This is a genomic window from Cupriavidus sp. 05N39, from assembly GCF_056397325.1.
In genome coordinates this window covers 23888-48905 of the sequence record NZ_JBFTNE010000034.1, presented here as the reverse complement: position 1 = coordinate 48905, position 25018 = coordinate 23888, and the positions used below count along the sequence as shown (strand labels likewise).

21 protein-coding genes and 1 pseudogene are annotated in these 25018 nt (G+C 65.9%); 9 read left to right on the top strand and 13 right to left on the bottom strand.

Annotated elements, in window-relative coordinates; genetic code table 11:
• Positions 1-4 precede the first annotated feature (4 nt).
• The 7 genes from AC1DN0_RS17875 to AC1DN0_RS17845 all read right to left on the bottom strand — a co-directional run bounded on the left by AC1DN0_RS17875 (position 5) and on the right by AC1DN0_RS17845 (position 10458).
• Positions 5-1195 carry a porin gene (locus AC1DN0_RS17875; RefSeq protein WP_441626218.1) on the bottom strand — a complete coding sequence of 397 codons (1191 nt, stop codon included), beginning with the start codon at positions 1193-1195 and terminating at the stop codon, positions 5-7.
• Between the two features lie 154 nt (positions 1196-1349).
• Positions 1350-2234: a mechanosensitive ion channel family protein gene (locus AC1DN0_RS17870; RefSeq protein ID WP_441626216.1), complete on the bottom strand. Its 885-nt coding sequence runs from the start codon at positions 2232-2234 to the stop codon at positions 1350-1352.
• A gap of 35 nt (positions 2235-2269) precedes the next feature.
• Positions 2270-3478 (bottom strand): osmoprotectant NAGGN system M42 family peptidase, encoded by a 1209-nt coding sequence (locus AC1DN0_RS17865; RefSeq protein WP_441626214.1) that lies wholly within the window; start codon positions 3476-3478, stop codon positions 2270-2272.
• A 69-nt stretch (positions 3479-3547) separates the two neighbouring features.
• Positions 3548-5347: an N-acetylglutaminylglutamine synthetase gene (gene ngg / locus AC1DN0_RS17860; RefSeq protein WP_441626212.1), complete on the bottom strand. Its 1800-nt coding sequence runs from the start codon at positions 5345-5347 to the stop codon at positions 3548-3550.
• Between the two features lie 75 nt (positions 5348-5422).
• Positions 5423-7204, bottom strand: coding sequence for an N-acetylglutaminylglutamine amidotransferase (locus AC1DN0_RS17855; protein ID WP_441626210.1), 1782 nt, complete (start codon positions 7202-7204; stop codon positions 5423-5425).
• A gap of 500 nt (positions 7205-7704) precedes the next feature.
• Positions 7705-8958 carry an MFS transporter gene (locus AC1DN0_RS17850; RefSeq protein WP_441626208.1) on the bottom strand — a complete coding sequence of 418 codons (1254 nt, stop codon included), beginning with the start codon at positions 8956-8958 and terminating at the stop codon, positions 7705-7707.
• Between the two features lie 600 nt (positions 8959-9558).
• A complete protein-coding gene (locus tag AC1DN0_RS17845; protein WP_441626206.1) occupies positions 9559-10458 on the bottom strand; it encodes a LysR substrate-binding domain-containing protein in 900 nt (299 codons plus the stop codon).
• A gap of 250 nt (positions 10459-10708) precedes the next feature.
• Between AC1DN0_RS17845 and AC1DN0_RS17840 the strand changes: the two genes are divergently transcribed.
• Positions 10709-11482, top strand: coding sequence for a TSUP family transporter (locus tag AC1DN0_RS17840; RefSeq protein WP_441626204.1), 774 nt, complete (start codon positions 10709-10711; stop codon positions 11480-11482).
• A gap of 45 nt (positions 11483-11527) precedes the next feature.
• Here AC1DN0_RS17840 and AC1DN0_RS17835 read toward each other — a convergent pair whose 3' ends face one another.
• The 3 genes from AC1DN0_RS17835 to AC1DN0_RS17825 form a co-directional block, all read right to left on the bottom strand.
• A complete protein-coding gene (locus tag AC1DN0_RS17835; protein WP_477145880.1) occupies positions 11528-13102 on the bottom strand; it encodes a peptide chain release factor 3 in 1575 nt (524 codons plus the stop codon).
• A gap of 136 nt (positions 13103-13238) precedes the next feature.
• Positions 13239-14204, bottom strand: a complete 966-nt coding sequence (locus AC1DN0_RS17830; protein ID WP_477102884.1) for a YihY/virulence factor BrkB family protein — start codon at positions 14202-14204, stop codon at positions 13239-13241.
• A 109-nt stretch (positions 14205-14313) separates the two neighbouring features.
• Complete coding sequence (locus AC1DN0_RS17825; RefSeq protein ID WP_045236439.1) at positions 14314-14481, bottom strand: DUF1328 domain-containing protein; 168 nt, start codon at positions 14479-14481, stop codon at positions 14314-14316.
• 253 nt (positions 14482-14734) lie between these two features.
• Between AC1DN0_RS17825 and AC1DN0_RS17820 the strand changes: the two genes are divergently transcribed.
• From AC1DN0_RS17820 to AC1DN0_RS17790, 7 genes are all read left to right on the top strand, one after another.
• Entirely contained in the window at positions 14735-14902 is a 168-nt protein-coding gene (locus AC1DN0_RS17820) for a hypothetical protein (RefSeq protein WP_441626200.1), read from the top strand.
• Positions 14903-15384: 482 nt separating this feature from the next.
• Complete coding sequence (locus AC1DN0_RS17815) at positions 15385-15933, top strand: hypothetical protein (protein WP_441626198.1); 549 nt, start codon at positions 15385-15387, stop codon at positions 15931-15933.
• Positions 15930-16520: a hypothetical protein gene (locus tag AC1DN0_RS17810; RefSeq protein WP_441626196.1), complete on the top strand. Its 591-nt coding sequence runs from the start codon at positions 15930-15932 to the stop codon at positions 16518-16520. The genes AC1DN0_RS17815 and AC1DN0_RS17810 overlap by 4 nt, the downstream gene beginning before the upstream one ends.
• Positions 16521-16538: 18 nt before the next feature.
• Complete coding sequence (locus AC1DN0_RS17805; protein ID WP_441626194.1) at positions 16539-17345, top strand: hypothetical protein; 807 nt, start codon at positions 16539-16541, stop codon at positions 17343-17345.
• Positions 17346-17418: 73 nt separating this feature from the next.
• Positions 17419-18111: a C39 family peptidase gene (locus tag AC1DN0_RS17800; protein ID WP_441626192.1), complete on the top strand. Its 693-nt coding sequence runs from the start codon at positions 17419-17421 to the stop codon at positions 18109-18111.
• Position 18112: 1 nt separating this feature from the next.
• Positions 18113-18892, top strand: coding sequence for a hypothetical protein (locus tag AC1DN0_RS17795; RefSeq protein WP_441626190.1), 780 nt, complete (start codon positions 18113-18115; stop codon positions 18890-18892).
• A gap of 59 nt (positions 18893-18951) precedes the next feature.
• Positions 18952-20292, top strand: coding sequence for a transporter (locus AC1DN0_RS17790; protein ID WP_441626188.1), 1341 nt, complete (start codon positions 18952-18954; stop codon positions 20290-20292).
• Between the two features lie 91 nt (positions 20293-20383).
• Here AC1DN0_RS17790 and AC1DN0_RS17785 read toward each other — a convergent pair whose 3' ends face one another.
• From AC1DN0_RS17785 to AC1DN0_RS17775, 3 genes and pseudogenes are all read right to left on the bottom strand, one after another.
• Complete coding sequence (locus tag AC1DN0_RS17785; protein WP_035875198.1) at positions 20384-21754, bottom strand: sigma-54-dependent transcriptional regulator; 1371 nt, start codon at positions 21752-21754, stop codon at positions 20384-20386.
• A gap of 125 nt (positions 21755-21879) precedes the next feature.
• Positions 21880-22350 (bottom strand): hypothetical protein, encoded by a 471-nt coding sequence (locus tag AC1DN0_RS17780; RefSeq protein WP_441626184.1) that lies wholly within the window; start codon positions 22348-22350, stop codon positions 21880-21882.
• Between the two features lie 579 nt (positions 22351-22929).
• Positions 22930-23684, bottom strand: a pseudogene (locus AC1DN0_RS17775) (solute carrier family 23 protein); the annotation flags it as partial.
• A gap of 482 nt (positions 23685-24166) precedes the next feature.
• Between AC1DN0_RS17775 and AC1DN0_RS17770 the strand changes: the two are divergent.
• Positions 24167-24370 carry a cold-shock protein gene (locus AC1DN0_RS17770; protein WP_035875195.1) on the top strand — a complete coding sequence of 68 codons (204 nt, stop codon included), beginning with the start codon at positions 24167-24169 and terminating at the stop codon, positions 24368-24370.
• Positions 24371-25018 lie beyond the last annotated feature (648 nt).

Here is a 25018-nt window from a genome sequence, read left to right as displayed (position 1 = left end):
CCGCTTAGAAACTATGGCTGATGCCGGCACCAAACCCGGTGCCGCCACTGGCCTGCCGGCTGTGGCGATACGACACCGCGCCATACAGCGTGGTGCGTTTCGATAGCGCGTAGTCCAGCCCGCTGGTGACGTAGCCGGTCGTGCCGGCGTGGCCGTAGCCCTGGAAATCCCGCGCACCGGAGAGCTTCAGCGTGACGGCGCCCACGCGCCAGTTCGCGGCGAGGGTGGCCGCGCTGCGTTTCGCGCTGGCATCGCCGAGAAACGCCTGGCTGGCGGCGCTCAGATGCGTCTGGCTATACGACGCCATCAGCCGCACCGCGCTGAAGGCATAGGCGAGCCCGGCAAACCAGGTGTTGTCGCGGGCTGAATTGCGCTCGGCGGTGAGCATGGCGGACCACGGTCCCGCGTCGTAGTTGAGCGAAGCGGCCAGCGGCCGGGTGCGGTCCCGGTTGCCGGCGGCATCCGGCGTCTCGTTCTTTTCCACGCCGGCGGAGACGTGGACATGCACGCCACCCCATTTCGGCGAATCGTAGAACACCCCGTTGTTCAGCCGCGAATATTCTCCCGCCGGACCGTTGTGGTACGGATCGGTGCGATAGGACGGGTGGTACACAAACCAGGCCACCGAGCCGACGCGATTGAAGTTGTCCCAGCTGTCGTACTGCCAGTCGTATTGCCACATCGGCGTCAGCGCGCGGCCAAACCGCAGGTCGCCATAGGGCGATCGGATGCCGACGGTGGATTCGCCCTGGAAGTACGGCGTGGCACCGCTGGCTTCAAGGCGTCCGTCGCCCATGTCGAAACGTGTCTGCAGGTTCATGGTGGCGGCCCAGCCGCCGCCCAGCGGCTCGCTGCCGCGCAGGCCGATGAAGCTGCGCTGCATGGTGCCGAGTTGGACCGGCTGTCCCGGCGCCGGGCGGAAGATGCCGGCATCGGCAAAGCCATACAGCGTGAGGCTGCCCTGCGCGTGCGCCATCGGTGCGGCCGGGGCCAGTACGGCGGCGCAGGCGAGCGCCGGCAGACAGCGCGCCAGTGCGCGCTTGCGGCGCAGGCCGGGGGAAAATGCGCTTTCGCATGGCGGCGCCACGGCGCGAAAGCGCGGGGATGTATGTGATGGGTTCCGTGTGGGGTTCAGTGCGGGGTTCAGTGCGGGCGTGGAGTCAAACGTCAATGCCAGTTCCAGATTTGATGACATGCCAGGGTCCGCCGCTCGGGTAGCGGGCCCTGGACAAGCGTGAGCGACCCAAAGGGGTGAAAGTGCGGCGGCATCACGAGGGCGCGCCACAAAACAGAATCGCCGCCGGGGCGTTTGCGCGCCCCGGCGGCGGAAGACGATCAGGCCAGACGGTTCAGCTCAGCCTGCGCGCGGGATTGGCCACGGCGGGCACGGCGAGTTGCGCATCGTCGGGTACGCGCAGTTCCTGCACCGGCACGGCGATGGCGCAGCCGGCGGCTTCCAGCGCCTGCTTGATGCGGTGGTAGAACGCGAAGCGTACGGTCCAGTAATCCACGGCGGCAAGCCAGCAGCGCACATTAAGCGTCACGCCTTGCGCCGCGTAGTTGATCACCATGACCTCGGCGGCCGGGTCCGCCAGCACGCGGTCTTCCGCGGCGAGCATGGTGCGCAGCGCATCGAGCGCGGCCTGGATATCGGCGCCGAAGGTGACCGTGACCTCGATATCGAGGCGGCGCGTGGGGTTCTCGCTGTAGTTGGTGATGGCGCTGCCCCAGATCTTGCCGTTGGGCACGCGCAGGCAAACCCCGTCGAAGGTGGTCAGCTCGGTCATGAACAGCCCGGTTTCGCGCACCGTGCCCGCCACGCCCTGGGCATCGATGTACTGGCCCACGCGGAACGGCCGCAGCAGCACCAGCATGATGCCCGCGGCGATATTCTGCAGCGTACCTTGCAAAGCCAGCCCGATGGCGAGGCCGGCGGCGCCGAGCATGGCGATGATGCTGGCGGTCTGCACGCCAAATTGCGACAGCACCAGCACAATCGTGATCACGCGCACGATCCACTGCGTGACGCTGGCCAGCATGGGACGCAAGGTGGCATCGACGCGCGGGCGGTCGAATGCGCGCAGCACGGCGGCGCGGGCACGGCCCGAGATCCACCAGCCCAGTATCAGGATCAGGACGGCGGCGATGCAGTTCAGGCCCTGCTGCACCACCAGTTGCAGCAGGTAGGTCCAGGCTGCTTCCAGCTTTCTGGGCTCGATGAAGTTGAGGTCCATGGATTCGGCTCCGGCAATCAAATTGGAAAGACTGGTCATGCGCGGCTCACGCTGCCGCGCCGGCGATGCGCCAGTTCGCCTGCGTCGGGCAACGGCGTTTCGCTGCGCGCGAGCTGGCCGGGATCGAGCTGATGCGAGAAGCCAGCCACCGAGCCCATGCGGCGCTGGCGGTCCTCCGGCAAGGTTGGCCCGCTCTGAATATAGACGGTGAGCAATTCGGCAAGATGAACGAGCACGGACAACCGTGTGCGCTCATAGCCATGCGAGGCGTCGGCGCCGAAGCAAAGCAACGCCGTACGCACATCGTGCCCGGCAGTGACCGCCGCGCCCGCGTCGGAGTGGTAGAAACGGAACACGTCGCGATGGCTGGGGATGCCGTGCTCTTCGCACAGGCGCAGCAAGCGGCGCGTAAGGTGATAGTCATGCGGTCCGGCCGAATCCATCAGCGGAATGGTCACGCCATTTTCGCTCGCGCCCTGCCCCGGCGCCACCGGGCCGATGTCGATGCCGATCACTTCGCTGACGTCGTCCTCGATCACCGCGGTGGCGCCCGAACCAACTTCTTCGGTGAGCGTAAACACGGCGTGGCAGTCCATCGGCACCGGCGCGCCGCTTTCGCGCACGGCCTTGAGTGCGGCCAGTACCGCGGCGACGCCGGCCTTGTTGTCGAGATGGCGCGAGACGATAAAGCCGTTGTCGAGGATCTCGGGGTTGGCGTCGAACGCAACGAAATCGCCCACCTGTATACCGAGTTCGCGCAGTGCTTGCGGCGTGGCGGCATCTTCGTCGAGCCGCAGTTCGAGCTGGTCCCAGTTGACGGGTTGCGTGTCCACCGCCTCGTTGTATACGTGACCCGAAGCCAGCAAGGGCAGCACCGAGCCGCGATGCCGGCCGCTCTCGGTAAACAGTGTCACGCGCCCGCCTTCGGCCCAGCGGCTGGACCAGGTACCGATGGGAGCTAGCGCCAGGCGGCCGTTGGGCTTGACTTCGCGCACCATGGCGCCAAGCGTATCGAGATGGGCGACGATAGCGCAGTCGGGGCCGAGCCCGGCTTGCGCGCGATTGCCGCGCAGCGTGGCGCGGATGGTGCCGCGCCGGGTGAGCTGGTACGGAATGTCCAGGCTGTCGAGCGTGCGCGCGGTGTAGTGCACGATCTCGTCGGTCAGCCCGGCGGGACTGGGGATGGCGAGCAACTCCAGCAGCGTGGTCTTGAGGTAGTAAGCGTCGATTGTCAGTGTCTGCATGCGGGCGGGTTCATGGTTCGGTTCAGGAAGAAGTTGGTACGGAAGAGGTTGGTACGCCAGGGAACGCGGTCAGGCGGTGAACGGGAAAAGGAGGTCGACAAAGCGCTCGGCGGTCGGCTGCGGTTCGTGGTTGGCCAGGCCGGGGCGTTCATTGGCTTCGATGATCACGTACTCGGGCTGGTCATGCGCGGGTACCAGAAAGTCCAGTCCCACCACCGGGATGCGCAACGCGCGCGCGGCGGTAACGGCGGCTTCGCGCAGCACCGGATGGAGTTCCGCCGTGACGTCGTGCAGCGTGCCGCCGGTATGCAGGTTGGCGGTCTTGCGCACCGGCACGCGCTGGCCGGCCGCCGGCACCGAAGCCATCCCCAGGCCTTGCGCGCCGATGCAGCGCCCGGTTTCGCCGTCCATCGGAATGCGGCTTTCGCCACCGGTGGCAGCGGCGCGGCGCGCGCTGTGGCGCTCAATCAGCGTCTTGAGATCCGACTTGCCGTCTCCCACCACTTCGGCCGGCTTGCGAATCGCGGCAGCCACCACCGCGTAGCCGATCACGACGATGCGCAAGTCCTGCCCGGGACAGAACGACTCCAGCAACACGTTGCCGCCTTCGCGCTGCGCGGCTTCGATAGCGCTGGGCAGTTGCGCGGTGTCGCGCACGTCCACGCTGATGCCGCGCCCCTGCTCGCCGCAGGCGGGCTTGACCACCACCGAGCCGCAGGCACCAAGGAAGGCTGCGTTGTCTGCCTCGCTGCCCGCGGGCCGCTGGCGCGGCACCGCGAGGCCCGCCGCATCCAGCCGGGCACGCGTGAGCGCCTTGTCCTGGCACCACGTCATGGCCACCGCGCCGGTCAGCTCCGAAAGCGATTCGCGGCACAGCACCTCGCGTCCGCCGAAGCGCAGGCCGAAGATGCCGCTGGCGGCATCGACGATGTCCACGCCGATACCGCGCCGGCGTGCTTCCTTGACGATCAGCGCGGCGTAGGGATTGAGCTGGTCGCACTCGCTGCTGCCGGCAAACAGCGGCTCGTTGATGGCGTTCTTGTGCTTGATGACAAAGCCATCGAGCTGGCTGAAGCCGAGCTTGTGATACAGGCCGATGGCGTGCTCGTTGTCGTGCAGCACCGAGAGGTCGAGCGACCGCCTGCCGCGTTCGGCAAAGCGCGCGAGCAGGTGCGTGACCAGCGAGCGCCCCACGCCGGCGAGGTGGGTCTGCGGATCCACCACCAGGCACCACAGGCTGCTGCCGCCTTGCTCGTCGCCGAAGGCCAGCGCATGGTCCACGCCCATGGCCGAGCCGACGATCTCGCCGCTCTGCTCATCCTCGGCGAGCAGGTAGACCACCGCTTCCTGCTCGCGTTGACGCCACACGGTGGCAGCGTCTAGCGGCACCATCTTGCGCATGGCGTAGAGGCGATTGATTGCAGCGATGTCGGCGCGGGTCGCGAGGCGGCGAATGGTGACGCCAGGAGATGGCGCGATATCGTCCAGCGGCACATCGAGGCGGCGGCGGAACAGCAGCGAAGGATCGAGGAACAGCGTCTGCGGCGCTTGCGCGAGCACGAGTTGCGGCGCGTCCACGTAGAACGCGATATCGCGCCGGCCCGGCGCTTCTTGCTGCAGTTCGGCAGCCAGCAGCGCCGGCGAACCGAAGGCCGGTGCGAACATCAGCCGGCCCCAGCCGCAATCGATCATCGCATTGGGGCGGGTCGACACCGGCGCCGGCGGCTCGCCGGCGCTGCGCGGGGTGGCAACGCCAGTGCGATCCTCGCCGGCGGGGTCATGCATCGCGCCGGCGGGATGCGGCGAGGGCGCGATCCGGCCGGTAGCCCTGGTGCGCGCGGAAAGGCTGACAAGGTTGGTGGATGGCATGTGGGTCTTCCTCCTGTTGGTGTCTCGTGCAGCGTCCCGTCAGGCTGGCGTGTTGTCGGTGCATCGCTGCGCCGGTCAGATGCCGCGCGTCTGCAACCACGCTTCGAGCAGCGCGATCTGCCAGACCATGGAGCCCTTGAGCGGGGTGATATGGCTATCGGGCGCGTCGAGCATGGCGTCGGCCACGCCGTCGCGGTAGAGGCCGCGGCTGCGCGCGCGATCGCTGCTGATGTAGCCGCGCACGTAATCCAGGAACGGGCCGCGCAGGTACTTCAGCGCCGGCACCGGGAAATAGCCCTTGGGGCGATCGATCACCGCGACCGGGATCACCTGGCGCGCCGCTTCCTTGAGCACATGCTTGCCGCCCGCGGCGACCTTGTGGCGTGCCGGCATGCGCGCGGCCAGTTCCACCAGCTCGTGGTCGAGGAAGGGCACCCGCGCCTCCAGGCCGTGCGCCATGGTCATGTTGTCGACGCGCTTGACCGGGTCCTCCACCAGCATCACGGTGGTGTCCACGCGCAGCGCGCGGTCGATAGCGCTGTCGGCGCCGGCCTGGGCGAAGTGCGCGGCAAGGAAGCGGCCGCTGGGATCGTCGGCCAGCCATTGCGGCGCGAGCAGCTCCGCCATCTCGTCGTGGCTGCGGTCGAAGAAGCCGTGCCGGTAGGCGGCGACTCCGCCGTCCGCGTCCGTGTTGCCGGCCAGCGGCGGGTACCAGTGGTAGCCGCCGAAAACTTCGTCGGCGCCCTGCCCGCTCTGCACCACGCGGCTGTGTTTCGCCACGGCGGCGGACAGCAGGTAGAAGGCCACGCAGTCGTGGCTGACCATCGGCTCGCTCATGGCGCCGATGGCGTCGGGCAGCGCGGTCAGCAGGCCGGCCGCCGGAATCATCATCTTCTCGTGGCGGGTGCCGAAGTGCCTGGCCACCAGGTCGGAGTACCGAAACTCGTCGCCAGCCTCGCCGCCCACGGTCTCGAAGCCGATGGCGTAGGTGCGCAGGTCGGGCGTACCCGTTTCTGCGAGCAAACCGGTGATCAGGCTGGAGTCGACCCCGCCGGACAACAGCACGCCCACCGGCACATCGGCCACGGTGCGGCGGTGCACGGCGTCGCGCAGCGTGGCGAGCGTGAGATCGCGCCAGGCCTCGAACGGCCTTTCCAGATCGTCTGCGTTCTGGCGGAAATCCAGCCGCCACCAGGTGCGGCTGTCGGTGCGGCCGTCGGGCTGCACCGTCATATGCGTGGCCGGCGGCAGCTTGCGCACCGCTTGCAGGATGGTGTGGGGCGCGGGGACCACGGCGTGCAGGCTCAGGTAGTGATGCAGCGCTACGGGGTCAAGCGTGGTGTCGATATCGCCGCCGGCCAGCAAGGCTGGCAGCGTGGAAGCAAAGCGCAGGCGCTGCGGCGTGGCCGAGTAGTACAACGGCTTGATGCCCAGGCGGTCGCGCACCAGGTGGGTCACGCCGGAATCGCGCTCCCACAGGGCGAAGGCGAACATGCCGGCGAAGCGGTGGAGCGCGGCCGGCCCCCATGCATGCCACGCCTTGATGATGACTTCGGTATCGCCGGTCGAGGCAAAGCGGTAGCCCTGGGCGGCCAGTTCCTTGCGCAACGCATCGTGGTTGTAGATCGCGCCGTTGAACACGACGCCCAGGCCCAGTTCGTTGTCGATGAAGGGCTGGTGCGCGCGCTGCGACAAATCCATGATGCGCAGCCGGCGATGGCCGAACGCACGGCTGCCCAGGCTAAACAGGCCTTCTCCGTCGGGGCCGCGCGGCGCCTGGTCGCGCGTCATGACGGCGACGGCGTGCAGGTCGGCCATGACCTGATCGAAACGTAATTCTCCAGCAATGCCACACATATCCGGACGCTCTCCTGTCACTGGCGGTATCGGGACGTCCAATGGGACTGCCAAAGCCCAAATACCGCGCCGTGTATTGTTTTCTCATGGCGCGGTGTTCTGGTCTGCCCGCGACCGTCTGACCGGATGTCTGACGATCACCTACAGTTGATTGAAATTGGGGATACTTTCAGGACAGATGAATGGGGCTTTGGTTTCCCCGAAATTCGCGGAGGCAGGCGGCCGAACCGGCGCGAGCCCTTGGTGGACAAGGGCTCGCACCGGTTCAAAAAAATTCGCCTGAATGCCATTTCAGATACTTTTATGCGTGCATGGCATCGCGCGACAAAGCGGTGCAAGCACCATATTTCCGGCGCATGCGGCGTGGTGCGGGATCGGAGAGTGGCGCATTCCGGCGCCCGGACGGCACCGTCGAGGCACGCAGAATTGGGTACGCTTTTGGTGCGGGAGGGGCAAATCAACCGGTGCGACCGGACCGCAGGGCGCTGTCCGGCCGGCGTTCAGGCCGTCAAAGGGTGATCGTGCAAGCGGTCGCGCGAGGCCAGCGAGGGGAACAGGCGCATCCACACCGCCACGACCACCAGTGTGCCGATGCCGCCCAGCAACACCGCGCCGACCGGTCCGAGCAGTGCGGCCGTGACGCCCGACTCGAACTCGCCAAGCTGGTTGGATGCCCCAATGAACACGGAGTTGACGGCCCCCACGCGCCCGCGCATATCGTCGGGCGTATCGAGCTGGACCAGGGTGGACCGCACCACTACGCTGATCATGTCGGAAGCGCCGAGCATGACCAGCGCGGCCATCGACAGCGGCAACCAGTGCGAGATGCCGAACACCATGGTGGCCACGCCGAACACGGCCACCGCGCCGAACATCACGCGTCCCACGCGGCGGTTCATCGGGTGATGTGCCAGCCACAGCGCGGTTACCAACGCGCCGACGGCGGGCGACGAGCGCAGCAGGCCAAGGCCCCAGGGCCCGGTGTGGAGGATGTCGCGCGCATAGATGGGCAGCAGCGCGGTGGCGCCGCCCAGCAGCACGGCAAACAGATCCAGCGAGATCGCGCCGAGCAGCACCGGACGGCTGCGGATATAGGAGAAACCGGCAAACAGCGTGGCGATGCTGACCGGCGTGGTCAGCCGCTGCGCGGCCTGGCGCAGCTTGAGCACGCTCACCAGGCAGGCGGCCACGGCGAACAGCGTGGCGCTGATGGCGTAGACCACGCCGGGGCCGGCCACATAGGCAAAGCCGCCCAGCGCGGGGCCGATGATGATGGCCGTCTGCGTGGCGGAACTGGACAAGGCCACTGCGCGCGGAAGCTGGCGCGGCGTGACCACACTGGGCAGCAGCGCTTGCAGCGTCGGCGTCTCGAATGCGCGGGTGGCGCCGATCAGGGCCACGAAGACAAAGATGTGATCGCGCGTGATCCAGCCCTTCAGGCTCGCCACCGCCATCGACACCGCAATCAGCGCTTCCAGCGTCTGGCAGGTCCGTACGATCAGGCGCCGGTCGAAACGGTCCGCCACATGGCCTGACACCAGCAGGAGCATCACCGAGGGCAGGAACTGCACCAGGCCCACCATGCCGAGCATGAAGGGATCGCGGGTGAGGTCATACATCTGCCAGCCCACGGCCACCGTGAAGATCTGATAGCCGATGGTGGTGCACAGGCGGGCAAACCAGAACAGCCGAAATGAAGGGTCGCGAAAAACAGAGTCCGGCGCGGTGGCCGGAGCAGTAGCAGGGGTCGGCATGGATGGCGGTGATGACGGGGCGGGCGGCGAGGCAAAGCGCTGGCTTGTCTCACTCGGCGGGAAACGCTGAAAAGCGCCTGAAACGACTCGCATGGCAGCCAAAACCACGCACCGGCTACCGGGCCATTTCCCAGGCAATTTCCCAGACCAGTTCCCGCAAGTTTCGGATTCTATCCGAGCCCCGCGATGCATGCAGGCGCATGCATTGTGTCCGTACGCCGCCGCCATGTATCAACAATGATGCAATATCGCTACAGAGCGAAAAAATGCGATTCGTTTCGAGAATCATTCGTATTCATAATGCACCACTCGATGTGGCGGCACCCTGACTTTCCCGCCCCATTCCCGGGAATTCCATTTTGCAGCCCAYCGTCTCGCTCACGTGCGCCGCTATCGGCACCGTCCTGCTTTGCCTGACCATGTCCCGCGCATGCGGCCGACACCCACCCTGGCGCCGTGCCCGCACCCGATGCCGCAACCGCACCGCAGGCCACTGGCGCTTTCAGCGCCGAAAGCGCGCTCAATACCGTTACCGTGGTAGGCAACTGGCTCGATAGCCCCAATGACTCCAAGGTGCAGGACCAGCCAGGCCTCGCTGGCTTATTGAGCAGGCAGCGCCATGCGCAGGCTGCTGGCCAGCGCCGCGGCCGCTGGCGCGGCATCGCGCCGCGACAGCAGCACCACGCGCGTGTCGCAGCCGGCATCGGCCAGCGGCACGAAGCGCACCCCCGGCGGCGCCATGCGCCCGAGCGAAGCCGGCACCAGGGCCACGCCAAACCCGGCCTCCACCAGCGCCAGTTGCGACAGCTTGCGCGAGATCGCCGCGGCGGCGCGCGGGTAGAAGCCGCTCGCCAGGCAGCACTGCGCCACGCGCTGGCTCAGGCCGCCGCGATCCGCATGCGGCAGCGACACGAAAGGTTGCTCCCGCAAGGCCTCCAGCGCGATTTGGTCCTCCCGCGCCAGCGGGTGCGCGCTGCTTACCGCCAGTTCGAGACGTTCGCTGTAGAGCGGATCGACGTTGACGCGGGGCAGCCGGCGCAGCAGCGGCTCGCGCGCCAGGCCAAGATCGGCGCGGCCTTCCTCGATCTCAAGCGCCTGCTGTTCGCTGGACGCCTGCGAGATTTCAAGACGAATCCCCGGATGTCCGGACTGGTACGCGCGCAATACCGCCGTGCAGGCTGGCGTCAGCGGCACCGAACTCGAATGCAGCAAGCGCACAGTGCCTTGTTCTCCGCGCTCGACCTGGCGCGCCTGCGCCGATGCCTCGGTCAGCTCGGCCAGGATGCGGCGGGCGGCTTCATGGAAAGCGCGGCCGGCCGGCGTGGTTTCCACATGGCGCGCCTTGCGCACCAGCAGCGCCACCTGCAACATGCCCTCCAGTTCCTTGATCTGCCGGCTCAGCGCCGACTGGGCAATAAAGAGCCGCTCGGCGGCCAGGCTGAAGCTGCCGGCATCGACGATTTCCACGAAATAGCGCAACTGCTTGAGGGACGGGCTCATTCAGGGACAGGCTCATTGAAGGACGGGCTCATGCCGGGCCGGGTCGTGCGCGGGGCCGCGAGCCGGGATTGCGGACTGCGATGGCTGGATTGGCGCCGGCGCGGCGCACGCGCGCAGTGTGCCATGGCGCGGGCGCCGCGCCCAGCACCCTGCCATGCCGCTTTGCGATGGATCGCGGGGCGCTTTGATATTGGTCCGCCGGCGGGCGCGTCCCTATGCTGTGGGTCACGCAACCCCGACTCAGCCTATCGTGGAACTCCCCTCCCTTTCCTTCCTGCTCCCTGGCTTTTCCCTGCCGGCCTACCTCGCCATGTGCCTGGCAATCGCCGGCGCTTATGTGATCTTCGGCATGGCGGGCTTTGGCACCGCGCTGGTGGCGGGACCGCTGCTGGCCTACCTGATGCCGGTCAGCCAGATCGTGCCTCTGCTGGCGCTGATGGACTGCAGCGCCGCCGCCTTTGCCTTGCTGCGCGATGGCCGCGCCGCGGACCGCGCCGAGCTTGGCCGGTTGCTGCCCTGCATGCTGGCCGGCAGCCTGGCGGGCGCCGCGTTGCTGCTCAAGCTGCAATCGGATCTGCTGCCGCTGCTGCTGGGCATGTTCGCCATGGCCTACGCGGTCTGGTCGCTTGCCGGCAGGCGCCCGGCGGGCTTCACGCCGCGCGCGGCGCTCCCTTTCGGGCTGGGTGGCGGCATCTGCTCGGCCATGTTCGGCAGCGGCGGTTTCCTGTATGCGATCTACCTGTCGGGACGGCTGGGCAAGGACGCGATGCGCATGACGCAATCGACGCTGATCGGCGTAAGCACGCTGACGCGGCTGGTGCTGTTCGCGCTGGCGGGAGTGTATGCAGGCGCGGCCATCCTCAAGCTGGCGCTGATGCTGGCGCCGGCGATGGCGCTGGGCCTGTGGGCCGGGCGCAGGATCACGCTGCGCTTGTCGCGCGAGCAGTTTCTGCGCATGGTCAATGTGGTGGTGCTGTGTTCGGGCGGCGCGCTGGTGCTGCACTTCCTGCTGCGCGTGAACTGACGAACGCCGCCCGGCGAGGGCGGCGTTCGTCCATGACACCCGGCCTCAGACGATCTCGCGCGTTTCCATGAACTGCAGATTGGGAAAGCGCTCCTGCGTCAGGCGCAGGTTGACCATGCTGGGCGCCAGGTAGACGTGGTCGCCCGCGCCGTCGAGCGCCACGTTATGGCCGGCCTTTTCGATCAGCTTGTCGATCTCCGCGGGATCGCCCTTGAGCCAGCGCGCCGTGGCGCAATCGTGCGACTCGAAAATCGCGTCGACGCCGTACTCATGCTCCAGGCGGTGCGCCACCACGTCGAACTGCAGGATACCCACGGCGCCCAGCACCAGGTCGTTGGAAGCGATCGGGCGGAACATCTGCGTGGCGCCTTCCTCGGCCAGCTGCTGCAAACCCTTTTGCAGTTGCTTGACCTTCAGCGGGTTGTTCAGTCGCGCGCGGCGGAAGAACTCGGGCGCGAACGAAGGAATACCAGTGAACTTGAGCGCTTCACCCTCGCTGAACACGTCGCCCAGGCGGATGGTGCCGTGGTTGGGCACGCCGATGATGTCGCCGGCATAGGCCTCTTCGGTCGTATTGCGGTCCTGCGACATGAAGGTGATGGCGTTATTGATCGCCATGGTCTTGCCGGTGGACACGTGCAGCAGCTTCATGCCGCGCTCGAAACGGCCCGAACAGACACGCACGAAGGCGATGCGGTCGCGGTGSYGCGGGTCCATRTTGGCCTGGATCTTGAACACGAAGCCGGTGAACTTGGGCTCCTGCGGCTCCACCACGCGCGACTCGGCATGGCGCGCCTGCGGCGGCGGCGCCAGCGCGCACAGTGCGTCGAGCAGCGATTGCACGCCGAAGTTGTTGACGGCCGAGCCGAAGTACACCGGCGTCTGCTTGCCGCTGAGAAAGGCGTCCTTGTCGAAGGCATGCGAAGCGCCGCGCACGAGTTCGATCTCGATGCGCAGTTCCTCCGCCTGGCTGCCCAGCACGCGGTCCAGCTCCGGGTTGTCCAGCCCCTGGACGATGGCCGAGGTGCCCTTGTCGCCGTGCGGATCGAACAACTGCACGCGGTCGTCGATCAGGTGGTACACACCGCGGAAAGACTTGCCCATGCCGATCGGCCAGGTCATCGGCGCGCACTGCATCTTCAGCACGTCCTCGATTTCGTCGAGCAGTTCGATCGGCGAGCGGCCTTCACGGTCGAGCTTGTTGATGAAGGTGATGATGGGCGTGTCGCGCAGGCGGCAGACGTTGAGCAGCTTGATGGTCTGGGCTTCGACGCCGTTGACCGAGTCGATCACCATCACCGCGGAGTCCACCGCGGTCAGCGTGCGGTAGGTGTCTTCCGAAAAGTCCTCGTGGCCCGGCGTGTCGAGCAGGTTGATGATGTTCTCCTGGTAGGGGAACTGCATCACCGAGGAGGTCACCGAAATGCCGCGCTGCTTTTCCAGCTCCATCCAGTCGGAGGTGGCATGGCGGTCGGCCTTGCGCGCGCGCACTTCGCCCGCGACCTGGATGGCGCCGCCGAACCACAGCAGTTTTTCGGTCAGGGTCGTCTTACCCGCGTCAGGGTGCGAAATGATGGCAAAGGTGCGACGACGCGCAATTTCGGATACGAGCGAGCTCACGGCAGTGGATTCGGCAAACAGAAGATGAAATAAGGGCCCGGGGCGCAGCGGACCGGCGCCAGGGGCCGGCGCGACCATCAGCTTGCGGTCGGGGGCCGGGCACTGCGGGCATGCACGAAGGGAATCGGGCCGTATTTTACCGGTTCGCGGGACCAGCGGCGCGGGGATCGGGCGGCACGCTGCCGCTTTGCCCTCTCAGGCTGCCGAATTGCAGCGCGTACTGGCGAGTGAGTTCGGCACCGAAGAAGAAAATTTGCGCCGAATAATACACCCACAACATCAGCGCCACCACCGAGCCGGCCGCCCCGTAAGACGTAGCCACGGCACTATTGCCCAAGTAGAGGCCAATCAGCCGCTTGCCCACCGCGAACAACAGGGCGGTGATGACCGCCCCCATGATCACATCGCGCCAGGCGATGCGCGCGTTGGGCAGCATCTTGAAGATCACGGCGAACAGCAAAGTGACCACGCAAAAGGAAAATGCCGTTGAGATCGCTTCGGCGACCGGCGCAAACCACGATTGCGTCCACAACTGCCCCCAGAACCGGTCGATCACGGCCAGCGCGGCATTGACGATCAGCGACACCAGCAGCATGAAGCCCAGCACCAGCACCAGGCTGAACGACAACAACCGCGCGCGCAGCAATTGCTGCCAGCCCGCGCCTTGCGGCACGGGCGCTTGCCAGATCTCGTCCAGGCTGCCCTTTAGCTCGGCAAAGGCGCTGGTGGCGCCGACGAACAGGATGCCGGTGGCGATGGCGGCGGCCACCCCGCTACCGCCGGCGCGATGCGTGGCGGCAAGGATTTGCTGAACGGCCGCCGCGCCCTGGGCGCCGACCAGGCCCTCGATCTGGGCGAATATCTCGCCGCGTGCCGCCTCCGCGCCGAAGAAGAGGCCGGCAATGGAAATCACCAGCACCAGGATTGGCGCCATCGAGAAAAGCATATAGAAGGACAGCGCCGCGCCCTTGCTGGCGGCACGGTGCGCCAGCCACGAGCGTATCGCGGCCAGCACCACGCTGACCGTGCGCGCGGCGGTATGGCGATTGGGCAACCAGTTGCCATTGCCGCCCGGGCGTTGCCTGGGCGGCTTGTGGTCCAGGGACCGGTCGGGGAAATCGGCTGGATTCACGCGTGGATCCCGTTATTGATCGGCGCCGGCGAGCGGCCCCGCAGGGGCGGGGCCATGAGCGCCGTTGTCATAGGCGGCGCTAGCGCCGGTCCTTGCTCAGGCCCCATATCAGCGACACCATGAACAGCACGATGAAGATGAGGAAGACAATTTTGGCGAACGCGGCCGCCCAGGCGGAAATGCCGCCAAAGCCGAACAAGGCGGCAATCACGGCGATGACGAAGAAAACCACGGCGTAGCGCAACATGATGCGACTCCAATGCAGCCATCTCCCGTCTTGTTATCCGCTCCAAGGTTCATGATACCGCCCATCGCACGCTTTGCCCAAGCCGCCCGCGGCTCGGTTTTGGCCCGATCCCGGCACCAGCAGCTAGACTGAAAGACGGGCAAGGCGCCATTTCGCCGCGCGCGCACGGCGTCACCGGACCGTTGAGCGCCATCCCCAACGTGCAAGCACCGTCCTCCAGCACGCAACCCTTTGACAGTCGGAAGGAGGCACCATGAACAGAAGGACTATCCACCGCCTCGGGACCGCCGTCTTCCTGGCGCTCGGCCTGCTCGCCGCCGCTGGTTGCGAACGCAGCCAGCCGGGCCCCAAGCCGATCTCCAGCGGACCCGCGCAACACGCCGGCGGCACAGCGCAGGGTCTGCCAGGCGCGCCAGCCTGAGCGCATCGCCAGCTTCGCAACCGCGCAGGGCAGGCCAGCGTGGCCGGTGCGGCCTGCGTGGCACCCATGCTCCTGCAAGCTCAGGGCGTACCCGTTTCTGCGTAGGGACCATCGCACCCCGCGGACGGCGTTGCGCGTGGCAAACGGGGGTTGCGGGGCACAAAAGCGGCCGGCAGCAAAGGCAGGCGGGCGCGCCAGCCACCGCCGGCCTTGTTTCAGCAATGTAACCGGCGCCCGCCCGCCCGTCGGGGCACACATGGCGCGGCGTCTGGCCTGATCCATCATGGCTGGGCGGTAGATCGGCAATAGCTTACAACCGGCTTCACTGCCAACAGCGTGTTTCAGTGCTGCAACCAAAATGTCCCCCCTTTTGCGGGGAACTTACACACGATCTGGCAACCCACCCGCAAACCCTTGCCAGCGCTGGATCCCAGGGTATTGGCACGCTTGTCGCTCTACTCCGCAGAGGGAGATATAAAAAAATGACGCGACGAGTCCTACAACGCGGGAGTGAGTTCTGCCATGCGTCAGCCGCCTGCGCGAATGACGGCACGAAGGCGCTCGTATCGACTGGCGCGGCCTGCGCCCTCGGTCTTGCAGCTTTTGTCGCCGCCTTTGCTTCCTTCTCCGCGAGTGCAGATCCAGGCGATATCGTCGTTCTGCGCAGCGTCGAGCCGCACATTGCCTATCGCGGCATTCCGCAGGGGGACATGCCGGTAGCAGCCGCTGTCGAGCCGTTTCCGTCCGCCCGTTTCCAGCAATCCACAGCCGCCGTGGTGAGCGACCTGACCGACAGCGATCTCGCTGCCGCGGTGGGCCGCAGCACCGGCGGCACCGCCGTGTCCGGCACCAGCCAGTCTGCCACCGGGCGGCTGGTCGTGGTATCCAGCCAGATCGAGGGCCTGGCCAACGGCAGTGGCGCTGGAGGCGTCTCGGGCGGCATCGCCGGCCAGATCGCGCAAGCTACCGGCAACATGAGCGGCGCCCTGATGCGCGGGCTGGCGCCGCTCGCGGTGGGAGGCCGGCCATGACCCTTACCCACGCTGCCGTTCTGGCCAGCCTTTTACTGGCCAGCCTCCCATCCCACGCCCAGGGCACCGACACCGACAGCGCGCGCATCGATACGGGCGCGCTCGCCGGCGTTGCCGGGCGTGCCGCCGTTAACCTGGCCGCCGGCAGCGGCAATGCGCAAAGCAACCAGGCTGCCATCGCGGACATTGGCAGCGCTACGGTGCAGTCGCGCCAGCACGCTGGCGCGTCCGTGCCCGCGGGCGGCGCCGTGAGCCAGATCGGCAACGGCGCATTCGCCAATGGCAGCGGACTGCTGAGCGCCAACGTGGCCAGCGGCAACGGCAACCTGCAAAGCAACGCGGCAGTGCTGGCGCCGGCCGCCAGCGTAAGGATCGAAGCCATCTCCGACGGCCTGCTCGCCGCGGAATCGGCCGGAGGGAGTCGCCCGGGTTCAGCGGGCCACGCAGCGGGACCCCGCGAGGCAGTCATCCAGCCGGATGCCTACCGCAACGCGACGGGCCTGGTGCAGCTGAACCAGACGGCAGGATCGGGGAATGTCTCGTCCAACGTTTTTGTGCTCCGTCCCCCGGCGGGCACTTTTTTCTAAGCAGGGAAGGAGAAAATCATGAAAACGAAAATCCTCGCCATCGCAGCGATAACCGCGCTTTCCACCAGCGCGTTTGCGGGCGGCTTCAGCTATTTCGATCGGCCGGACGATGCCGATATCTTCAACCAGACCGCCATCAGCAACGACATCTACGTCCGTGGCTTCGGCTTTGCCTGGGGCGACATCCGCTTCAAGTCCGAGTCGGGCGCGGTGGTCAACAGCCAGCAGAGCGCGCGCGACAATAACGTGCGTATCGGCCCGTCCAGCAATAGCGCATCCGGCGGCGGCAACGCGCTGTTCAATGCGCAGGGCAATATCGGCGTGAACATTTCCGCAGGCGCGGGTAATGGCCAATCCAACCAGGCCGCGCTGGCCAGCATCGATGCGTCGGACGTGTTCGCCTCGGCGCAGGTTTTCTCCAGCCAGAAGACCGGGGATAACGGCGTGCATATGGTCGGCGCGGCGAACAGCGCCAGCATGGGCGACAACATGCTGGCCGGGGCCAAGGGCAATGTCGGTGTGAACATCGCTGCCGGCGCCGGCAACCTGCAGAGCAATTCGCTGGCCGCCTCGGTCAATACGGGCAGCGGCAACAGCGGTGGCCGCAACGGTGCGCCAGTCGGCGTGCTGGCCAAGGCGACCGCCTCAAACGACCAGACGACTTACGGCAACGATCTGTCCATGTGCGGCTGCCGGCCGAGCAACGCTGCCACGCTCAGTGGCAGCGCCCTGGTCAACGCAGTCGGCAATATCGGCGTCAACATCGCCGCCGGCGCCGGCAACGTGCAGAGCAACGGGCTCGCGATTTCCACCGCGGCCCATTGAAGCAGGATAAACGCGGCAGGAGAGCCGGGTACCGGGGGGTACCGGCTCATCCCGCCCAACGGGGGGATGTGTCATGCGCGCGCTATTCCGCATGGCCGGGGCATGCGTACTGCTAGCAGCGGCACTCGGCGCTCACGGTCAGAGCACGATGACAATCGACATCGACGGCCAGCCGATGCTCAGGAAGCCTGTCAAGAGCATGCTCGAGATGCGCTACCAGAACATGATGCGCCAGCAACTTGACTTCAGTTGTGGTGCGGCCGCGGTGGGTACGCTGCTTCGCTACGGCTATGGCTTTGACCTGGCGGAGCCCAGGATCGTCGAGGACATGCTGCGCATCGCCGACGCCGACACCGTGGTCAAGAACGGCTTCTCCATGCTCGACATGCGCAACTACGTGGAGACGCTCGGCCTGCGCGGACGAGGTTTCCGGGTCGACTACAGCGCCCTGCGGCAACTCAAGATCCCGGTCATCACCCTGCTCGACGTCAACGGTTACCTGCATTTCGTGGTGGTGCGCAAGGCAATAGACGGGCGCGTGTTTGTCGCCGACCCTGCGCTGGGGAACCGCATCATCAAGGAGGAGGACTTCGCGGCCAACTGGAACGGCCTGGTGTTCGCCATCGTCGGCCGGCCGTTCGACCCGAACTCGCCGCTGCTCAACATCACCGCGCCTGCCTTGCGCGAGCGGACCAACGCCGCGCTGGCCGGCGGCATGGTGCCCGCAGCGCTGGACTTTGGCCTGATCCGGATGGATTACTTCTGACATGGACGCCGCGCTTCGCCTCCTCTGCCTGAGCTGCTCGGCCAGCGTGGCGCTGACCGCATCGGCCGCCGCCCGCGCCTCTGCCGTGACGGACGACTTGAGCGAGGTGGTTGCCTCGCCGGTCATGGCAGAGCTCGTCGGTGACGACGAACTGGCGGCCGTGCGCGGCAAATACATGGGTGCGAGCCTGGTCAGCGGCTTCGTGGTGGAGATGGTCTCGCGCTGGCAGAACGACACGGCGATCGCGACGGCGAGCGCGCGCGTGGCGGCCGCCAACCTGGCCGCCGCCAGGGCGGTTTCCCAGGCCACCGCCAGCCTGTCGGCGCAGGTGCAGAGCCTGGCGCCTGGCAACGTGCAGGGCAATGGCGGCGTGGCCAGCTCCGCAGTGCAGGTGGCGGGCGTGGGCCAGGTCACGCAGATCGCGGGCGACGCCAACTCAGCCAGCAACGTCAGTACCATCACGACGCAGACCGCGCCCATCCAGGCGGCGACGGGCAACAGCAACCCGGCACCGCAAGTAGCTCAGGGCAACGGCATCACTGCCAGCGCCACGATCGCTGCTGGCGGTGGCGTCTCGGTGGCCATTCAATCGGCCGCGGGCAGCGCCACGCAGAATGCGCAGACCGGCAGCCTGATGCAGACCGCGCGCATCACCGGCGACGCGCAGCAAGTGCTCAACCTCACCAACATCACGCTGCAGGTGCAGCAACTGTCAAGCCGGCAACTGACCCAAACCAGCATGCGGGACGCACTAGCGGCGATGGCGACGATGCGACGATAATCCACCATGCAAGGGCTGGCGCACCCGCATCGCGCCCATTCAGATTTCCGGGGGGAAAGATGAAGAACGAATTCGCTCTGTTGGGTACCCTGGCGGGTACCCTGATCTCCACTGGCGCGTGGGCCCAGGTCAGCGTCCAGCCCAGCACAGACGAGCGGATCGAACGGCTGACGAATCTGGTCGAGCAACAGCAAAAGACCATCAAGGCTCTCGAGCAGCGCCTGAACGACCTGGAAATGGTCGGGGCGCGCGGACGAGGGGTGGCAGGGGGAACGGGGAGCAGTGCCGAGGGGAACGCTGGTGGTGCCATGACCGCCGCCGGTGTTCCCTCATTGGCACAAGAGGCCAGCCCTGCCACACCTGGCGCGACAGCCGCAGCCACCGCGACTTCCGGCAGCGATACCCCTGTAGTGGGTTCGGATGCGCGCGAAACCCAGCAGCAGGCACGCGTGCAGAGCAAGGATCTGGTCTACCAGAGCGAGCACGCGCCGCTATTCGAGCGGCGCCTGACCATCGACAGCGGTTTCATCTATAGCTACTACGACCGGCGCGCGCTGTCGCTGTCCGGCTTCCTGGCACTGGATGCCATCTTCCTCGGCACCATCAATCTCAACCAGACCAAGTCGTACACGCTCACCTACGACACCATCGCGCGCTATGGTCTCTCCGACCGCTTTTCGATGGATTTCGACCTGCCGCTCATCTACCGCAATACCAATTTCCTCTCCGGCGGTGCGGGCGGCTCCGCCTCGAACCTGTCCGACGCGACGCTCAGCACGGCAGCGCCGGGCGACATCAGCATGGGGTTGTATTATCAGTTCCTGCGTGAGAGCGGCGCGGCACCCGACGTCGTCGGCAGCATCCGCGTACGCGCACCCACCGGGCGCTCRCCGTTCGGCATCAAGCTGGTTCCGGCGGACCCCAACAACAACAATCTCAATATCGCCGACCAGTTGCCCACGGGCAACGGCGTATGGGCCGTTACCGCCGGCCTGTCGCTGCTCAAGACCTACGACCCGGTGGTGCTGTTCGTGAATGCCAGCTACACCTACAACATCAAGCGCTCGGTGAGCGATATTTCCTCGGTGCAGGGACAGGTCACGCCGGCCGACGTCAAGCTGGGCGACACGTTCGGCTTTGGCGGCGGCCTCGCGCTCGCGCTAAACGACCGCACGTCGATGTCGCTGGCCTTCAATGCCTCCATTTCGGGCAGCACGCAGGTCACCACCGCCGGCGTTACGCAGACCGTGATCGGCAGCCGATCCAATGTGGCCACCATGACCTTCGGCTTGAATCACGTGATTACCAAAGGCTGGTCGGTGAGCGCCGCGATCGGCCTCGGGCTGACACCCGACGCGGCGAACTACACAGTGACGCTGCGCTTCCCTTATACGTTCTGAATCGGGTAGGTCGCTCCCGTCCCCTCCCCCAAAAAAAAGGCGGGCCGCAGCCCGCTTCCGTCCTGTATGCCGCTTCTGCGGCGATGTGTTGTTAGTCGCCGGCGCCGGGGCGCGCTTCGATACGGATATTGTGCTTGTGCATCAGCCGGTATAGCGTGACCCGCGAGACGTTGAGTTCGCGCGCGGCCGGCACCACATGGAAGCCGTGACTTGCCATCACGGTACGGATCGCCTCACGCTCAGCCTCTTCGCGGATCGCATCCAGGGTCTTGCGCGGTGAGTCGCTGCCACCGTGCAGCTGCAGGTCCTCCGCGGTGATCTTGCGGTTATCGGTCATCACGATGGCGCGCCGTACCCGGTTGATCAGTTCGCGTACATTGCCGGGCCACTCATATTGCATCATGGCCTGGGTGGAGCACGGCGAAAATCCGCGAATGCGCCGGTGCGCCTCGTGGCCATGTTCGGCGAGTACCGAGTTGGCCAGTAGCAGGATGTCCTCGCCGCGTTCGCGCAATGGCGGGATCGACAGGGTCAGCACACATAGCCGGTGGAACAGGTCGGCGCGGAAGCGACCGTCCGACTGGGCCGCCACCAGGTCCACGTGTGTCGCCGAGATGATGCGCAAATCCAGCGGGATCGACTGGTGCCCGCCTAGCCGGGTGATAGTGCCTTGCTGCAAGAAGCGCAGCAGGGCTACCTGGCTTTCCAGGGGCAGGTCGCCAATCTCGTCGAGGAACAGGGTACCGCCCTGCGCCTGCTCGATCCAGCCTATCTTGCGCTGGTTGGCGCCGGTGAACGCGCCCTTCTCGTAGCCGAACAATTCGGACTGCACCAGGTGCGGCGGGATTGCGCCGCAATTGATCGCCACGAACGGACCTTTGCGGCGGCTCGAGGCTTCATGGATGGCTTGCGCCGCCAGCTCCTTGCCGGTGCCGGACTCGCCGGAGATAAATACGGGCGCCTCGTTGTGCGCCACCTTGGCTAGCGAGCGGAACATGGAACGCATGGCCGCGCACTCGCCGATCATCGGTCCGTGGCCGATCAGTTCGTGGCTGCGGGCGCCATGCAGGCAGGCCATGCCGTGCGCGTGCTTGAGCGTGTAGAGCAGTTCGCTGAACGAGAACGGCGTGCGCACGTAGTCCACGCAGTAGTCGCGTATCAAGCGCCGCACGCGTTCGTCTTCCAGCATGCGCGACGACGTGATCGCCACCCACATCACGTGCAGGTATTGCAGGCTTTGTTCGAGCTGCATCAGGTCGGCATCGCTGTATTCGCTCTCGAGATCGAGCACGCCAGCCATCGGCGCGCTGCCCCGTACGACCCGGCTCAGATCCCGGATCTGCTGAATATGGCGAATCTCCCAGCCGGAGCCGAACTGGGCCGGGTCAAATCCATAGGGTTCGTGGCGCGATACGACCAGCACCTGTGCGGTGCGTGTCGCCGCCTTGCACAGTCGGTCCATAACGTTCTCCCTGACATTGAGCACTTTGACTATTCCAGCTTCCGCCACGGCCGCGCTCTGATGCGGGCTCTGTTTGCGGCCAAGCTGAGTCGGTTGGGGAGGCTCCCCCACGCGCAACGTCGGCATTACGATTTGGACTGGCTGCGGGACTGCTCGCCGAGAATGGCGGTGTGGTCGCCCCCGGCCTGGAGCTGCTCGCGAATACGCCGGCGCACCTCGTCTTTCTCGCGCGTCAGCTCGCTGCGCGGTGCCTCCAGCGACTGGCCCGAGTAACGGCAATAGAGCGCCTTGTAGGTCAGTTGGCTAAGGATCCATTCCTGCAGCAACTCACGCTGGCGGGACAGTTCGCTTTCGAGCGAGCGTTGCCGCTGCAGCAATTGCTCGATCGCTGCCCGCACATGGGGCGGGAGCGTCTCGTCCTGGCTCAGGAATGCGTCGACGGTACTGGCGGCAGGATCGCCCCGCTCGCTGATGCGGCTTCGGCGCGGTGCCTCGGCTGCGGCTTCTCCCAAAGCCAACCAGGCACGGTGAATGGACAGGCTGGCGGACTCGCTGATGGGCCCCATGGCGGGTCGCCGGATTTCTCCTGCGGTCATGATGTGATCCCCGTTGAACAACACCCCCGGCACTACACGTTCGCGATTACCACTTATGTTTGATCTTATTGTTTGCTTTTCTAATCGGGCGGGCGTGTATCCGCGCGCTCCTTTCGTGGTGGCGAAGCCATCTGGACGATGGTCTGATCGTTCAGTCCTTGCCGTCTGTGTGCGGTGGACTTGTTTCTGTCTAAATTTTCAGGCCTGACTACACTGCGCCAGCGGCGCGACCCCGGAGTGCCGGAGTCAAGAAGGGGCGCCCTTAAAGCGCCCCGCTATCTGCCACGCCTCTAGTTCAGTGCATTTGGGCCTGTTTGTCCAGCCCTCAGTATGGGCACTCAGCCGAATATCATCCTTTCGTATGAGCCACATGACCACGATCATCTGCCTTGCGAGGTAATTAGCCACTTACTTTTTGTGTAAAAAGAACGACAGTTCGGGAGCCTGGCAAGCCCCGGGCACGTTTCGGCGGGTGCGCAGAAACGGGTACGCCCCAGCGATCCCGGAGGCGGCAATGCGCTCCGCGGGCGACGCAGAAACGGGTACGCGCGTCGCCGCGGGCCAATCGCGGTTGCGGGCTCAATGCCCCGGCAAGTGATAGAACTTGAAGACAAAGACAGCGGCGATGATCCACACCAGGACCGGGACCGTGCGGGCCTGCCCTGTCAACAATTTGAGCCCCGCATAGGTAATGAAGCCAAAAGCCACGCCCTTTGCCACCGAATAGGTGAARGGCATGCCAGGCGCGGTCAGCATGGCGGGTACCACCTCGGTCGCATCGCTCCAGTCCAGGTCCACCAGCTCGCGCAACATCAGGCGAGACACGTAGAACTGCGCCGGCGCCGTGGCATTGCCGGGCACGGTGCCCGCGAGCGGAGCGATGAACCGGCTGGCGAGAAAGAGCGTCGCCACCGTGACCGCGGTAAGCCCGATCCATCCACCTGCCTGCACGCCTGATGCGCTTTCGATATAGGCGGTGGTGGACGACGAGGTGCCGAGAAAATATCCCGGCATGATCGCCGTGCTATCGGCCATCAGTGCCTTGTTAAGCCGGTCCATCTTGCCCGCCTTTAGCAAGCCGGCGCGATTGGCCACGCCCATCAGGGTGCCGGTGGCGTCGAACAACTCCGCCAGGAAGAACACCAGCACCACATTGATGATGCCGATCGACAGGGCGGCGGAGATATCGAGCCTGAGCAGGGTCGGCGCAATGGAGGGCCATGGAACGTGTTGTCGCCGACTACGAAGCTAAGGATGGTGGTAAGCAGGATGCCGATCAGGATCGCGCCTTTGACCTTAAGGTGATCGCGTGCCAGGATCACGAAGAAGCCGGCGGTGTAGGCCATGGTCAGGAACGTGGTTGGCCCGGCCAGCAACTCGATGCGCGCGTCGGTCGGTGCTCGCTTAACTTGAACAAGCGCTCCACCTGCGAAACTCCGGCGGCACCTGCGGGTAGACTGGTTTGCTGGCGGGTTCCTGCCCGGGCTACTGACGCTGCGCATGTGCGGCCAAGCGTACTGTCTAGCAATTTCTTCCCCCCGGCACCGCTGCCGGCCAATAGGCATCATCTGAAAAATGTGATGATCCCACGACGATCGGCAGTGGATCCGGGCAGGCATCCAGAATCACCCTACCTTGACGCTGACGCTAATCCGCCGTATAAACCCCGCTAGATTCAAGCGACGAGGCAACAGCACATTCGTTAGCCACCGTCATGGTACTTCCGTTGTCCATGGTGTCCTTTCCTTGAGTTGCTTTGCTCGGATACGCGTGAGCTATCCGTTTCTTTTAAATTTTTCCCAGGAAAAGCAATACCATGCAAACCGGTATCGTTAAATGGTTCAACGACGCCAAGGGCTTCGGTTTCATCAAGCCGGACGCTGGCGGTGACGATCTCTTCGCGCACTTCTCTGAAATCCGCTCGGAAGGTTTCAAGTCGCTGCAGGAAAACCAACGTGTGTCGTTCGAAGTCAAGAACGGCCCGAAGGGCCTGCAAGCCGCGAACATCACGCCGCTGTAAGCAATAGACTGGCACCCCGCCCTGGGGTGCGCCCAGTCAGGAAAACCCCGCCTCTCGAGGCGGGGTTTTTTTTCGCCCGCGCGTACTGCGTGCGCGGCGGATCAGTCAGGCATGGCCCTCCACCCACTCGGCACGCTACGGCGGACCGCCAACCGTGCGGCATCCATGCCGGCAGCGCAGCGCACTGGCGGCCCCAAGCAGTGCCATTGCGCCGCCGCCTGCCGGCCCAAATCAGCCCCATTGGCGAAAACGCTCCCGGCAACGCACGCAGAAATGGGTACGCTTGCCTGCGGCGGGGCTAAAGAGAACTCCCGGACCCCCAAATCACTCCGCAGAAATGGGTACGCCCAAGGCGCATTGAGCACCCGCGGCCATTCCCGATGGCCAGAAACCACGCAGAAATGGGTACGCCTCATCATTCGGGCGCTTCGCGTCGGCAACTAAGCGGCGTTTGCCGGCTGTGACGCAGCAAGTCATCACGCAGAAACGGGTACGCCCTGCGCCAGATCTGCCCTCCACGCCCCCAAGGCTGGGCGAATACCTCTCCGCAAGCGGCGCGGTGATGCAACGCCGCAACGCAGAAACGGGTACGCCCCCTCATTTTTTGGGCCAGGCCAATCACTAGTGCAAGCGCRCCCGTCGCGCAGA